13 protein-coding genes, 1 tRNA gene and 1 pseudogene are annotated in these 13,531 nt (G+C 74.1%); 8 read left to right on the top strand and 7 right to left on the bottom strand.

All coding sequences use genetic code 11. The annotated features are described in order from the left end of the window. Positions 1-273 precede the first annotated feature (273 nt). Both KS423_RS48070 and KS423_RS22170 read left to right on the top strand, forming a co-directional pair. The gene (locus KS423_RS48070; protein WP_224281317.1) at positions 274-1,251 is read left to right on the top strand and encodes a Yip1 family protein; all 978 of its coding nucleotides are present in this window, start codon (positions 274-276) and stop codon (positions 1,249-1,251) included. Positions 1,252-1,346: 95 nt separating this feature from the next. Then, on the top strand, positions 1,347-2,237 hold the full coding sequence (locus tag KS423_RS22170; protein ID WP_224281316.1) for a metal-dependent hydrolase: 891 nt from the start codon (positions 1,347-1,349) through the stop codon (positions 2,235-2,237). 73 nt (positions 2,238-2,310) lie between these two features. Here KS423_RS22170 and dcd read toward each other — a convergent pair whose 3' ends face one another. Next, positions 2,311-2,886 (bottom strand): dCTP deaminase, encoded by a 576-nt coding sequence (gene dcd / locus KS423_RS22165; protein ID WP_224281315.1) that lies wholly within the window; start codon positions 2,884-2,886, stop codon positions 2,311-2,313. A 71-nt stretch (positions 2,887-2,957) separates the two neighbouring features. Next, entirely contained in the window at positions 2,958-3,179 is a 222-nt protein-coding gene (locus tag KS423_RS22160; protein ID WP_174315667.1) for a hypothetical protein, read from the bottom strand. A gap of 277 nt (positions 3,180-3,456) precedes the next feature. Between KS423_RS22160 and KS423_RS22155 the strand changes: the two genes are divergently transcribed. Beyond that, positions 3,457-3,530: transfer RNA gene (locus KS423_RS22155), tRNA-Gly, on the top strand. Positions 3,531-3,605: 75 nt separating this feature from the next. Here the strand turns inward: KS423_RS22155 and KS423_RS22150 are convergent. Next, entirely contained in the window at positions 3,606-4,541 is a 936-nt protein-coding gene (locus KS423_RS22150) for a LysR family transcriptional regulator (protein ID WP_224281314.1), read from the bottom strand. 146 nt (positions 4,542-4,687) lie between these two features. On the opposite strand from KS423_RS22150, the gene KS423_RS22145 reads away from it, so the two are divergent. Continuing rightward, positions 4,688-5,959 (top strand): MFS transporter, encoded by a 1,272-nt coding sequence (locus tag KS423_RS22145; protein WP_224281313.1) that lies wholly within the window; start codon positions 4,688-4,690, stop codon positions 5,957-5,959. Then, on the top strand, positions 5,956-6,561 hold the full coding sequence (locus KS423_RS22140; RefSeq protein ID WP_224281312.1) for a cysteine hydrolase family protein: 606 nt from the start codon (positions 5,956-5,958) through the stop codon (positions 6,559-6,561). The genes KS423_RS22145 and KS423_RS22140 overlap by 4 nt, the downstream gene beginning before the upstream one ends. 97 nt (positions 6,562-6,658) lie before the next feature. On the opposite strand, the gene KS423_RS22135 is transcribed toward KS423_RS22140, so the two are convergent. Together KS423_RS22135 and KS423_RS22130 are read right to left on the bottom strand one after the other, a co-directional pair. Next, positions 6,659-7,777: a glycosyltransferase gene (locus tag KS423_RS22135; protein ID WP_224281311.1), complete on the bottom strand. Its 1,119-nt coding sequence runs from the start codon at positions 7,775-7,777 to the stop codon at positions 6,659-6,661. A 154-nt stretch (positions 7,778-7,931) separates the two neighbouring features. Continuing rightward, entirely contained in the window at positions 7,932-8,717 is a 786-nt protein-coding gene (locus KS423_RS22130) for an alpha/beta fold hydrolase (RefSeq protein ID WP_224281310.1), read from the bottom strand. 402 nt (positions 8,718-9,119) lie between these two features. On the opposite strand from KS423_RS22130, the gene KS423_RS22125 reads away from it, so the two are divergent. Beyond that, positions 9,120-9,560 carry a hypothetical protein gene (locus tag KS423_RS22125; RefSeq protein ID WP_224281309.1) on the top strand — a complete coding sequence of 147 codons (441 nt, stop codon included), beginning with the start codon at positions 9,120-9,122 and terminating at the stop codon, positions 9,558-9,560. 462 nt (positions 9,561-10,022) lie between these two features. On the opposite strand, the gene KS423_RS22120 is transcribed toward KS423_RS22125, so the two are convergent. Continuing rightward, positions 10,023-10,685, bottom strand: coding sequence for a response regulator transcription factor (locus KS423_RS22120; RefSeq protein WP_224281308.1), 663 nt, complete (start codon positions 10,683-10,685; stop codon positions 10,023-10,025). 36 nt (positions 10,686-10,721) lie between these two features. Next, positions 10,722-11,975, bottom strand: coding sequence for a sensor histidine kinase (locus tag KS423_RS22115; protein WP_374120007.1), 1,254 nt, complete (start codon positions 11,973-11,975; stop codon positions 10,722-10,724). Positions 11,976-12,282: 307 nt separating this feature from the next. Between KS423_RS22115 and KS423_RS22110 the strand changes: the two genes are divergently transcribed. Together KS423_RS22110 and KS423_RS22105 are read left to right on the top strand one after the other, a co-directional pair. After that, the gene (locus KS423_RS22110) at positions 12,283-12,843 is read left to right on the top strand and encodes a heme-binding protein (RefSeq protein WP_224281307.1); all 561 of its coding nucleotides are present in this window, start codon (positions 12,283-12,285) and stop codon (positions 12,841-12,843) included. 233 nt (positions 12,844-13,076) lie between these two features. Further along, a pseudogene (locus tag KS423_RS22105) lies at positions 13,077-13,454 on the top strand (hypothetical protein); the annotation flags it as partial. Between the last annotated feature and the right edge of the window lie 77 nt (positions 13,455-13,531).

The raw sequence follows: 13,531 nt of genomic DNA, 5'->3' as shown, positions 1-13,531 counted from the left end.
CGGCCGGGCCGGGCGGCTGCCCGGCCGGCACCAGCGCGGCCGCGGCGGTGCACGGGCCGTCGATCGGCGCACAGCGCTAGGCCCTGGAGGGCACCAGCGCGGCCGCGGCGGTGCACGGGCCGTCGATCGGCGCACAGCGCTAGGCCCTGGAGCCCTGGGGGCCGGGGCCCCGTTCCGCGGGTTTTCGGCCCCGTTCGTCTCAGCCTCGCTGCAAACCGGCCCCGGCTCCGTCCGGGGCCGACGCGGGCCGGGCCGGACGGGTACCTTCGGACCGTGGCTGGTAATCGATACGACAGCGGTCAGGGCGCCGACCGTCCGCACGGCGGATGGTCGGCCCCTCCGCCGCCGCCCGGGGGGCACGGGGGGACGGACGGGCCGGAGTACTTCACGGCCCCGCACGCGGAGGTCCCCGGCGGGCCCGGCGGCACGCCCGGCGGCCCGGGGCACAGGGCGGGGGACGGATACGACCCGTACGAGGCGGACCGGCCCGGCAACACCCGGGCCTTCCCGGTCGGCGACCCCTACGCGGCCGGAGGTCCGTACGGGCAGCAGCCGCCGTACGGGCCCGCGCAGGGCTACGGTCCGGACCAGGGTTACGGCCCCGACCAGGGCTACGGCCCGGACCAGGGCTACGACCAGCAGCCGTACGGCCAGGACAACGTCGCCGTCTACCGGGCCGGCGGCCAGTCCGCCCCGCACGTCGCCGGGCCCCGGCCGCACTGGCGCGAGCTGTTCACCGGCCTGTTCCGCACCCCGACCGCGATCTTCGACCGCACCCGCGACCACCAGGTCTGGCTGCCCGCCCTCGCCGTCTCGCTGCTGTACGGCGCGCTCGCGGTGCTCGGCATCGGGCTGACCCACGACGACATCGTCAACTCGACCTTCACCGTGGCGCTGACCGGCATCCTCGCCGCCGCCATCGGCTTCACCGTGACCGGCGCGCTCTTCGGCGGGGTCACCTACGCGCTGGCCCGCCAGCTGGGCGGCGACGGCCCGTGGAAGTCCACCGTCGGCCTGGCCGCGCTGATCGGCTGGCTCACCGACGCGCCCCGGCTGCTGCTCGACCTGGTGCTGCCCTCCGGCAGCGCCGTCGTCCAGGTCGTCGGCTGGGCCACCTGGATGCTCTGCGCGTACCTGCTGACCAGCATGGTCCGGCGGCTGCACGACCTGCCCTGGGGCAAGGCCGCGGCCGCCTCGGCGGTGCAGCTGGTCGCGCTGCTGGTGCTGATCAAACTGCCGACGCTGGGCTGAGGGGTCCGACGGGCGGAGGGCAGAATGGGGGGCGGGCCACGGCCGAGCGCCGGGCCCGCCCCACCCTCGTCGTCCCACCTTCACCGGAGCCAGGCATGACCCTCCCCACCACCCACGTCAGCTTCCCGGCCGGGGCGGTGACCGGCGAGTCCCCGGTGCTCGCGGTGCACCCGCTGGCCGACGGCCGGTACGCCGTCGTCACCGAGGCGACCCCGTTCCACCCGCTCGACCACACCTGGCCCGACCAGCCGGCCGACCTCGGCACCCTGACCGTGGACGGCACCGAGCTGGCCGTGGTCGACTGCCTGACCGGCGCCGTCGGCCCGGAGGGCGGGGAGCTGCTGGTCGGCGCCGACATCCCGGTCCGGCGTGGTGACGAGGAGTGGTCCTGGCTGGTCCTGCACGTCCTCGACACCGACCCCGGCGACCTCGTCGGCCGCACCGTCGCGCTCGCCGTCGACGCCGAGCGCCGGGGCGCCCTCAGCGCCTCGCACAGCGGCTGCCACCTGCTCGCCCTCGCCCTGAACGCCGCGCTCGCCCCGCGCTGGCGCAAGGACCCGGGCCGCTCGGACGCCTTCGGCCACCCGGACTTCGACAGCCTCGCCATGGCGAGCTCGGTGATGGACACCGCGGCCAGCACCGACACCTACCGGCTCGGCAAGTCGCTGAAGAAGAAGGGCTTCACGGTGGACGCCACCGAGGAGTTCCCGGCCCTCGCCGACGCCCTGCCGGCCCTCACCGAGGCCGTCAACGCCCGGCTGGCCGCCTGGGTCGCCGCCGACGCCCCGGTCCGCATCGAGGTGCCCGGCCCCGAGCTCACGGCCCGCCGCCAGTGGCACTGCGAGCTTCCCGAGGGCGGCGCGCAGATCTTCTGCGGCGGCACCCACCTGCACCACCTCGGCGAGCTGGCCGAGCTGCGCACCGAACTGCGGCTGTCCGAGGACGGCACCGAGCTGGTCGCCGTCACCAGCCCCAAGCGGGCCTGAGAACGCCGCGGGCGGCCACCCCTCGCGGTGAGGGGTGGCCGCCCGTCGTGCGTGCGCTCCGTGGGCCCTGCGGTCAGACCTTGGTGCGGTGGAAGTTCAGGAACGAGCGGGAGGGCGTCGGGCCGCGCTGGCCCTGGTAGCGCGAGCCGTAGCGCTCCGAGCCGTACGGGTGCTCCGAGGGTGAGGAGAGCCGGAACAGGCACAGCTGCCCGATCTTCATGCCCGGGTACAGCTTGATCGGCAGCGTCGCGACGTTCGACAGCTCCAGGGTCACGTGGCCGCTGAAGCCCGGGTCGATGAAGCCGGCCGTGGAGTGGGTGAGCAGGCCCAGCCGGCCCAGGCTCGACTTGCCCTCCAGCCGGGACGCGACGTCCTCGGGCAGCGTGATGACCTCGTACGTCGAGGCCAGCACGAACTCGCCGGGGTGGAGGATGAACGCCTCGTCGCCCTCCGGCTCGACCAGCCGGGTCAGGTCCGGCTGCTCCTCGGAGGGGTCGATGTGGGGGTACTTGTGGTTCTCGAACACGCGGAAGAAGCGGTCGAGGCGCACGTCGATACTCGACGGCTGGATCATCGCCGGGTCGAACGGGTCGACGACGACCCGGCCCAGGTCGATTTCGGTCCGGATGTCCTTGTCAGAGAGCAGCACGCTTCGAGGTTACGTGCAAGAAAGGGCCCCGGACGAATCCGCCCGGGGCCCAGCTACCCGTCCGTCCGCCGTCAGGCCAGGAACTCCGCGGCCTCCAGCCGCATCGCCCGCGCCAGTTGCGGCTCCGACAGCTCCCGCACGTCGGCCAGCACCGAACTCCGCAGCCGTCCGCACTGCGGACAGCGGATCAACCGCCCGGGCCCGAGCCGGCCCGGACCGAGGTTCTGCATCGGGAACGTGGTGGTGCTGAACAGATGCCCCTCGGCACAACGAACGACGGCGCGCTGCTCCATCGATCCCCTTCCCATCCCTAACCCAGTACTCACCCGTACTCACGCGCCCCGGCGGCCGAGCCCCAGGACAGCGTCACATTAGGGGATGTTCCGGACATTCCTCACCGTGGCTCGCCGCCCCGACCCCCACCCACCGGGGCACTCGCACGCGGCCCAAACAGTACGCCCCCAACACCCGCCCCACCGCGCTCCGCCGCGTCCGCCGACCCCCTGTGCAACCACCGTCGCAGATGGGGTACAGTGACACTGGATCGAGCGGTCTCTGACGGCTCATCAGGCGGGCGTAGTTTAATGGTAGAACATGAGCTTCCCAAGCTTAGAGCGCGAGTTCGATTCTCGTCGCCCGCTCCATACCGAAAGCCGCAGGTCACATGACCTGCGGCTTTCGTGTTGTCCGGGGCGGGTGGTGAGTCCGCCGTGGGGTGGTCAGCGGGGGAGCGCCCAGGCGGGTGTCCAGGTTCCCGGGGTGTCGGGGGTGGGCGCGGTGGTGGCGAGGTGGGCGCGGAGGGTGGGCAGGGCGGGGTGGGGGTTGTCGCGGTGCCAGAGGAGTGAGTGGGGGTAGACGGGCGTCGGGTCGGTCACCGGGATGCGGCGCAGGCCGTGGCCGGCGGGCCAGACGAGGCGGGTCTGCTCGCTCATGAAGGTGGCCAGGGCCGGGGTGTCGGCGATGGTGTCGAGGAGCGCGTCGGAGCCGAAGTTGGGGCCGGTGGCCTCGATGGTGAGGCCGAACTCGGCGACGAGGTCGTCGTAGTAGGCACCCCATTCGCTGTCGGGGATGATGCCGGGCATCCAGATCCGGTGGCCGATCAGCTCGGCAACGGTCACCGACTTGGCGCCCGCCAGCGCGTGGGCGGGGCCGGTGAGGAGTTGGAGCGGTTCGTCGAGCACCCGGACGGACTCGATGTCCTCGGGCAGTGGCCGGCCGGGCATGGCGACGGCGCGGAAGGACGCGTCGATCGTGCCGGAGCGGATGGCGGCGACGGCGGTCTCGATCTCCAGCAGCATCAGCACGTCGAGGTCGATCTCGGGGTGGGCGTGGTGGAAGCCGCGCATCAGGCCCGAGGCCGCGCCGCGCGAGGCGATCACGTCGACGCGCAGCGGGCGGCGGCCGGTGCGCACGGACGCGACCGCACGCTCGGCGGCGCGCAGCAGCTCGCGGGCGTGGGGCAGGAACGCCTGCCCGTCGATGGTGAGTTCGGCGCCGCGCGGGGTGCGGGTGAACAGCCGTACACCGAGGTCGCGCTCCAGTGTGGCGACGCGCTTGGAGACGGCCTGTTGGGTGATCGCCAGGTCGACGGCGGCCTTCTGGAACTGGCCGGCCTCCGCGATGGCGGCGAAGGTGCGCACTGCTTCGAGATCCACGCCGACCCACCCTAGTGAACAACCCATGGTTGTGTCTGGTGGGTGAATCGGTTGTTTGACCGGCTGTTGCGTCGCCCGGTTAGCTCGCACTGGTCAACTTCGGTTTGTTCGGTCGGGGTCGGGACGTCGAGGGGAGCGCGCCGGGCATGGTGGGCAGGAAACGGCTGGGCAGGCGGTTCGGCTGGCTGTGGGCGGCGTACGCGGTGAGCGCGTACGGGTCCGGGCTGGGGTTCGGGGCACTGCCGCTGATCGCCGTGCTGGCGCTGGACGCTGGCCCCGTCGAGGTGTCCGCGCTGTCCGCGGTGGGGCCCGCGGTGGGCGCGCTGGTCGCGGTGCCGCTCGCGCCGTGGGTGGAGTTCCGGCGCAAGCGCCCGGTCATGGTCGCGATGGACCTGATCCGGTTCGCGGCCATGGCGACGATCCCGGTCGCCTATGCCTTCGGATGGCTCGGTTTCGTCCAACTGCTCGTGGTCTCGGTCGTGGTCGCCGCGGCCAAGATCGCGTTCGGCGCGGCCAGTGGTGCCTACCTCAAGGCCCTCGTCCGGCCGGACGACCTGCTCGTGGCCAACGCGCGGTTCGAGTCCACGAACTGGAGCTCCATCGCGGTCGGGCCGCCGCTGGGCGGGGCGGCGATCGGCCGGTTCGGGCCGGTCACCACCGTGGTGGCCGACGCGCTGAGCTACCTGCTCTCCGCGCTTTGCCTCGTCGCGATCCGCGGCCGGGAGGAGGCCCCGCGGCCGGCCGGCGGGAACCCGGTCCGGGCCGGCGCGGTGCTCGACGGCTGGCGCCACATCATGGGCGACCCCGGTCTGCGGGCGCTCTACCTCAACAACATGCTCGTGGCCGGCCTGATCATGGCCACCGAGCCGATGCTCGCCGTCCTCCTGCTGCGCCAACTCGGCTTTGCCCCTTGGCAGTACGGCCTCGCCTTCGCCGCCCCCTGCCTGGGCGGACTGGTCGGCTCCCGGCTGGCCCGGCGGGTCGTGGCGCGCTACGGCCGGGACCGGGTCTTCCGGATCGTCGGTACCCTGCGCGCCGTCTGGCTGATCGGCCTGGCCTTCGTCCGACCCGGCGTGGTCGGCCTCGTCACCGTGATGGCCGTCGAGCTGGCGATCATCGTCAACATGAGCCTGTTCAACCCGGTGCTCGCCACCTACCGGCTCGAACGCACGCCCAAGCACCTGGTCGCCCGCACCCTGTCGGCCTGGTCGATCGGGCAGCAGGCGTCCATCGCGGTCTGCACCGCGCTCGGCGGGCTGCTCGCCGACGCCACCGGCCCGCGCACCGCCATCACGGTCGCGGGGTTGCTCATCCTGGCCACCCCGCTCCTGCTTCCCCGGTCCGACCGGACCCGGTCCGACCGAACGCGGCCGGATGCCGTACCAGGCACATCATCAGCACGGAGGACACCCGCATGAGCACCCAGCCCGCACTCGACCCCGCGCACACCGCTCTTCTCGTCCTGGACTGCCAGCCCGCGATCCTGGCCGCGCTGCCCGAGGACGGGGGCCGCGAGGCCCTGCTCGGCCGCCTGGCAGGCGCCATCGCCGACGTCCGCGCCGAGGGCGGCACCATCGCCCACGTGCGCGTCGGCTTCACCGAGGCCGACTGGGACGCGGTCCCGGCCGCCAACAGGTCCTTCGCCCCGCTGGCCCGACACCGCGCCATGCACCACGAGGACCCCGCCGCCGCCGTCCACGAGCGCCTGGCGCCCCGGGACGGGGACATCGTTGTGCGCAAGACCCGCCACGGCGCCATGTCCACCACCGACCTCGACCGGCAGCTGCGCGAGCGCGGCATCACCACCCTGGTCGTCTCCGGCCTCAGCACCAGCGGCGCCGTCCTGTCCACCGTCATCGACGCGGCCGACCGCGACTACCGGCTCCACGTCCTGTCCGACGGCGTCGCCGATCCGGACCCCGGAGTCCACGACGTCCTGCTCCACCGGGTCCTCCCGTCCCGGGCCCACGTCGTCGACACCGCCGGGCTGCGCGCCCTGCTCCGGGCCTCGACGTCATGAGGAGCACCCCGCCGCCGCCCGTACCGCCGACAGCCGCAGGCCGGCCGACCTGCGGCTGTCGCGCGTCGTTCCGCTGCCGCCCGAGGCGGCGGAGGGATCAGCGGCGGGCGGCGAGGTCCTCCAGGACGGGGACCAGGGCGGCCGGGGCGGGCAGGGCGGCGTTGTCGGCCTGCAGGCGGTGGGCGGCGTCGCGCAGCGCGGCGTCGGTGAGGAGGCGGGTGAGCAGCGGGGCGTCGACGGCGTCGGAGGCGGAGCTCAGGGCGGCGCCGGTGGCGGTGAGGGCGTCGGCGTTGACGAAGTGGTCCGCGCCCTGCGGGAGCAGCAGCTGGGGCAGGCCGGCCTGGAGGGCGGTCAGCATGGTGCCCGAACCGCCGTGGTGGATCAGCGCGTCGGCGCGGCCGAGCAGTTCGTTGAGCGGGACCCAGGGCAGGCTGCGGACGTTGGCGGGCAGGGTGCCGAGCGGGGCGAGGTCGGCGTCGCCGACCGCGAGCAGGAAGTCGGCGTCGACCTCGGCCGCCGCCTCGACCATGCGGACCACCGCGCGGACGCCGTCGAGTTCGGAGAGCACGGTGCCCAGGGTGACGACCGCCCGCGGGCGCTCGGGCTTGCGGAGGAACTCGGTCGGGACGATGCCGCCGCCGTTGTACGGGACGTAGCGCATCGCCAGGCCGTCCGGGTCGCCGCCGAGCGGGCCGACGTTGAGCGCCGCGGTGACGGTCGGGCCGGCCAGGCCCCACTCCTCGTACAGGTCGGACACGTGCGAGGCCACCAGCTCGGTCATGGAACGGCCGGGGCTGGCGCCGAAGTTGTGCACCACCGACGGGATCTTGAGCCGGGCGGCGACCAGCGGGGGAGCGGCGTGGCAGGAGTCGTGGACGAGCAGGTCGGCGCCCCAGTCGGTGGCGGCCGCCAGCAGGCCGTCCACGCCGGGGCGGGTGGCGTGCGCGAACATCGCGGCCGCCATGTCGAAGATCTCTTCCTGGGTCCTGTCGTGGTTGATGTACTGGACCTTGCCGCCGAGGCGCTCCTCGATGATCTCCCGCAGGCCCCGGCCGTCACCGATCTCGATGATCGGGAAGCCCGCGGGCCGGATCAGGTCGACCGGCTGTCCGGTGGCGAACAGGACCTCGTGCCCGGCGGCGCGCAGCGCCTGAGCGGTGGGCACCATCGGGTAGAGGTGACCGGCCGCGGCGGGGCCGGTGAAAAGTATGCGCATGGTCGTCTCCTTGCGAATGTCGCCAACAAGGCAGTCTCGCCTTCGAAGTTGACGTTCAGTCAATTTGATTTGGGTCACCATGCGCGGTAATCAGCCTTTCTGGAGCGGGGCTTGCCTCCCGGGCTGCGGTGTGCTCCACGCGCCGCTGCCGAGGTCAGGCGGCGGCAAGGAGGAAGCCCCGGACGGTGCCGGTGAACGCCTCGGTCTGCTCGGCGAGCACGATGTGGCCGGTGTCGAACTCGGCGTAGGCGCTGCCGGGCAGGGCGGCGTGCAGTCGGCGGGTGTCCTCCACCGGGACGGTGGCGTCCTGGGTGCAGCCGATCACCAGGGTGGGGGCCTGGACGAGCGGGAGCAGCGGGCCGAGGTCCAGTCCGAGGTTGAGGGCGATGTGCCGCAGGGTGCCCGGAGTCGGCTGCATGTAGGCGGTGTTGGCCTGGACGGCCTCGCGCCCGATCCGGTTGAGGAAGCCGCGGCTGAAGGCGGTGAGGGTGGCGTAGCCGCCGAACGCGGCGGGGTGGTCGGCGAGCGAGAGCCAGGTGGCCATGGAGAGCCGCAGGTACTCGTCCTGTTCCGCGCTGATCCAGCCGGCGGCGGCGACCAGGCGGCGGACCCGCTCGGGGTGCAGGGCGGCGGTCGCGGTGGCGACGACGGCGCCGAGCGAGAAGCCGAGGACGTCGGCGGGGCCGCGGCCGGCGTCCTCGATCACGGCGGCGACCTGGGCGGCCATGGCCTCCAGGGTGAGCGGAGCGCCGTCGTCCTCGGCGGCCTCGCTGCCGGAGAGGTCGGGCAGCAGCACGGTGTAGCGGTCGGTGAAGGCGTCCAGCAGGCCGTCCCACATGGCGGAGCCGGGGCCGGTGCCGTGCACCAGGACGAGCGTGTCGGGGCCCTCGCCGACGACGCGGTACGGGATGCGGGCGGTGCCGACGGTGATGGCGGGCATGGCGGATCCTCTCGACGGTGGGTCAGAAGGCGTGCCGGGGGCGGCCGGTCGGGGGTCCGGCCCGGCCGGCCGGCACGAGAAGTAAACTACACAGTGCAGGTTAGTGATTCAACTGCACCGTGCAGTGCAATATGGAAGTGTGGGAACGGTGAGGGACGGGGCCGGGTGGGGAACTGCCGGTACCCGCCCGCCGTCCAAGCAGTGACGGAATGCCTGCCCGGGTTGAACGCCGGGGGGAGTACGGAGGGCCCTGTGCAGTCAGGTGGTGCCGAACTGAACGTCGGATGCCCGGGCGGTGGCCCCGGCGGTGCGCGGGTCGCGCCGGTCCGACGGCCGGGGGCCGAGTCGGGTTCGGGACCGGGGGGGGCGGTCGATCAGCTGGACGCCGCCGAACGCTGCGAGATGCTGCTCCAGGACACTCTGGACGCCGTCCGTCCGGCGCCGGCCTGGCAGGGGGCACCCGCGCGGGCGGGGGCGCGGCTGCCGCTGCCGGGGCGCGAGTCGGATCTGCTCTGGTACGTCACCCGGGGCCGGGACCTGCTCACCGTCGTCTCGCTGCCCCGACGGGCGGTGCTGGTGGACGTGGTGGAGCGGCACTGGCGGCGGCGCGGCTGGACGATCACCTCGCTGAACGCCGACCGGGACCGCCCGGGCGTTGCCGCGACCACCCCGGACGGCTACCGGCTGGCGCTGAGCTTCGGCGAGTCGGGTGAGGCCGGACTGACCGCGGGCTCACCCGGAGTGGCCCGCTCGGAGCGGGGCCCGGTGCTGTCCGGAAGCGTCGACCGCTGCGCGCCGCCGCTGCCGTACGTGTGCTGTCCGTACTGGAGTGCGCTGGCGTAGTCGAGGGCCTGGCGCGGGGGAGGACCGGGGGAGGCGTGGGGGGGGCGCCGCGCCCCACGCCGCCTCGTCGCGCGGCTTCGGCGCTGCCGCTCCCCCCGACACCCCGGCAAACCCGCCGCTCCCCCCTGGCCACACCCTCCGGCGAGAGTGGTCCGCACAGGCCCCGGCGAGCCCCCACCTCCGGGGACGTCGTTGATCTCAAACTAACAAACCGCGTGGTTGGTTTGTCAATAGCGAAATCCACGAAACATCCACATTGTGACGGGCCTCCCGCGGCGCCCGGAAGGGCCCTGGACCAGGGATTTGTGGTGTCGTCAGGACGGCCGCCGGCCGAGCCGCCCGCGCCGGGCGAGGACGGGCGGAGGCGGACGCCGGCCTGGAATCCGACATTCCGAGCATCATGGCAGCACGCAGTGACACCGGTCGAGCGCCGAACGCAGCCGGGGTGGAGCGCGGGCGGGCTCAGCGCAGCAGTCGGCGCTCCTTCGCCACCGAGACCGCGCCCGCCCGGGTGTCCACGCCCAACTTGTCGTAGATCCGGCCGAGGTGCGTCTTCACCGTGGCCTCGCTGATGAACAGCGCCCGGGCGATCTCCCGGTTGCCCAGCCCCTGTGCCAGCTGTTCGAGGATGTCCTGCTCGCGCTCGGTGAGCTGCGGCGCGGGCGCCCGCATGTGCGCCATCACCCTGGAGGCGACCGGCGGCGAGAGCACCGTCCGGCCCTGCGCGGCCGCGTGCACGGCGGCGAACAGCTCCTCCGGCCTTTCGGCCTTCAGCAGGTAGCCGGTGGCGCCGGCGGCGATGGCCCGGGTGATGTCGGCGTCGGTGTCGTAGGTGGTGAGCACCAGGACGTGCGGCCCGCCCGGGACGGCGGTGATCCGCCGGGTGGCCTCCACCCCGTCCATGCCCTCGCCGAGCTGGAGGTCCATCAGCACGACCTGCGGCGCCAGCCGGGCGGCCAGCGCGACGGCCTCCTCCCCGGTGCTCGCCTCGCCGACCACCTCGATGTCGCCGGCGCTCGCCAGCAGCGCGAGCAGTCCGGCCCGCACCACGGCGTGGTCGTCGCAGACCAGCAGCCGGACGGGAGCCGTCCGGGCGGGAGTCGTGCGGGCGGGAGTCGTGCTCATCGCTGCTCCAGGCTCATCGGTGTTCCGGCCCCGGGCTCATCGGTGTTCCAGGGGGATCGCGGCGGAGACGACGGTGCCCTCGCCGGGCGTGCTCTCCACGGTCAGCCTGCCACCCAGCTGCCGCAGCCGGGCCCGCATCGCCGGCAGACCGTACCCGCGCCCGCCCCCGGTGCCGGCCGCGTCCGGGTCGAAGCCCTGCCCGTCGTCGGCGATGTCCAGCACGGCCTGGTCGCCGAGGAACGAGAGCGTGATCGCGGCGGCCGACGCCCCGGCGTGCTCGCGGACGTTGGCCAGCGCGCCCTGGGCGATCCGCAGCAGCGCGGACTGTGCGGCGGCGGGCAGCGGCACCGGCGTGCCGTCCAGGTGGAAGCGGACCGGCAGCCCGCTCTCGGCGGACTCCCGTTCGGCCAGCGCCCGCAGCGCCCGGTCGAGGGTGCGGCCGTCGGAGAGCTCCACCGGGGCGAGGTCGTGGACGAAGCGGCGGGCCTCGGCCAGGTTCCGGGCGGCCACCTCGGCGGCGGTGCGGACGTGGGTGCGGGCGGTCGCCGGGTGGGTGTCCCAGGTGCGCTCGGCGGCCTGGAGCAGCATCTGCTGGCTGGACAGACCCTGCGCCAGGGTGTCGTGGATCTCCATCGCCAGCCGCTCGCGCTCGGCCAGGGTGCCCTCCCGCCGCTCGGTGGCGGCGAGTTCGCGCCGGGTGCGGACCAGGTCGGCGATCAGCGCGCGCTGCCGGTCGGCCTGCCGGGCCATGAACAGGAAGACGCCGGTGGCGAGCGCGGCCACCGCGGGCGGCAGCAGGACGAGCGTGGCGTCGACGCCGCCGGGCAGCCGGATCTCGGCGATCACCACCAGCAGGGTCAGCGCGCCGACCAGCGGGATGGCCGCCTTCGCGGGCAGTGCCCGCAGCGCGGTGTAGATCAGCGGGACGGCGCACCAGGCGAAGCTCGGCGCGAGCAGCACCAGCACCACCCAGAGCGCCATCACCAGGGCCGACGGCCACCGGCGGCGCCGGCCCGGGGCGGGCGGACGGTGGTGGTCGAGCCAGGAGCCGGCCGGCTGGGCGACCGCGAGGGCCGCGCTCAGCCCGATCACCCAGGGCGCCTGCGCACTGCCCGAGTGGTGGGTGAGGTAGCGGTTGAGCGAGGCGGCGAGCAGCAGCAGGAAGGCGGAGTCCAGCAGCAGCGCCAGCCGGCCCGCGTCCGGATCGCCGGCGTCGTGGCCGAGGCCGCCGCGACGGCCGGCACCGCTACGGTCCGCAGCGCGGCCGGCGCTCGGACGGGGCTGCTGCACGGGTGGCTCCTGGCTGAACGGATGGTGCGTGCGCGGTCGGTGCCGGCCCGACCCGGGCTGACCCGGTCCGTCCCGGCCCTCATGGGTGCACCGATCCCTCGATGGTGACCCGTCCGGCCCGGGTCCGCATCAGCCGATCGGTTGACGCCGCCGTCCGCCGTCATGCCCGGACGCCCGCGCCGGACCGTCGATGTGACGGCCCCGTCCCCGGGCGGAGGATCGGAGCACGCCGCCGGGCGATCCCCCCAACTGTCCGGCGGCCCCCGACCCCCCACCCCACCCCGCAGATCCGCTGAGGAGCCGGACCATGAAGAAGACCTCCGTGCGCACCCGGGTGCTGACCGGCACCGTCGTCGCCGCCGCGCTCGCCGCCGCCACCGTGGGCGCCGTCTCGGCCAGCGCCGAGTCCACCGACACCCCGGCCGTCCCGGCCGCGGCGAAGGCCGACACCCAGAACAAGAACCTGGCCGCGAGCAGCGGTCTGACCATCGACGCCGCCACCCGCGCCGCCCAGGCCGCCCTGGACGCGGCCACCAAGGCCGGCCAGCACGTGTCGGTCGCGGTCGTCGACCGTGACGGTGTCACCCGGGTGCTGCTGAAGGGCGACGGCGCGGGCCCGCAGGCCCCGGTCTCGGCCGAGCGCAAGGCCTTCACCGCGGTGTCCTGGAACGCCCCGACCTCGGAGCTGGCCAAGCGCCTGGCCCAGGCCCCGAACCTGAAGGACATCCCGGGCACCCTGTTCCTGGCCGGCGGTGCCCCGATCCAGTCCAAGGGCGCTCCGATCGCGGCCGTCGGTGTCGCGGGTGCTCCCAGCGGCGACCTGGACGAGCAGTTCGCGCAGGCCGGTGTCGCCGAGCTGGCGAAGTGACGCCTCCCGGGACAGCTCCCGGGTCAGCTCACCGGACGTCTCACCGGACGTCTTCCCGTCGCGCCGCCGCCGGGGCGCAGTGACGGCAGCCCGGCCGGCCCGCCCTGCGCAAGGGCCGGGCCGGCCGGGCCATTGCCTCCTTCGGGTGAACGCCGGGAGGGTCGCCGCAGAACACGGGATGACCCTTCGAAAAGCCGGTGCCACTGTCAGTGGCGCGTGGCAGGCTTCCCGGTATGACGGCGTGGACCCTCAACGACATCGAACGTGCGATCCGCTCCTCCTGGGGCGTCGACACCTGTGCGCCCGAGGATCTGGCCCACTGGCGTCCCGACAATCCCGCCCGCGGCCAGTGCGGGGTGACGGCGATGGTGGTGCACGACCTGCTCGGCGGCGAGCTCATGATGGGCGAGGTGTACGTCGACGGGGTGCGGACGGACCTCCACTGGTGGAACCGTTTCGCCACCGGCTTCGAGATCGACCTCACCCGCGAGCAGTTCGGGCCGGACGAGTTGGTCGGCCCCGGCCGCCCGGTCGCCCGCCCGGCCCGCCCCGGCCGGCTCCAGGCCCAGTACGAGCTGCTGCGCAGCCGGGTGGTCGCCGAGCTGGGGCGCGGCACGGTCGCCGACCGCAGCCGGCTGCCGGCCTGCGGACCCGCGGCCGGGCCGCAGGCCGCCGGACGGACAGTGGA

The organism is Streptomyces sp. LS1784 (genome assembly GCF_020103755.1).
Lineage (GTDB): Bacteria > Actinomycetota > Actinomycetes > Streptomycetales > Streptomycetaceae > Kitasatospora.
Note: the sequence above shows the minus strand (reverse complement) of the source record. Positions and strands in the feature narration are given on the sequence as shown.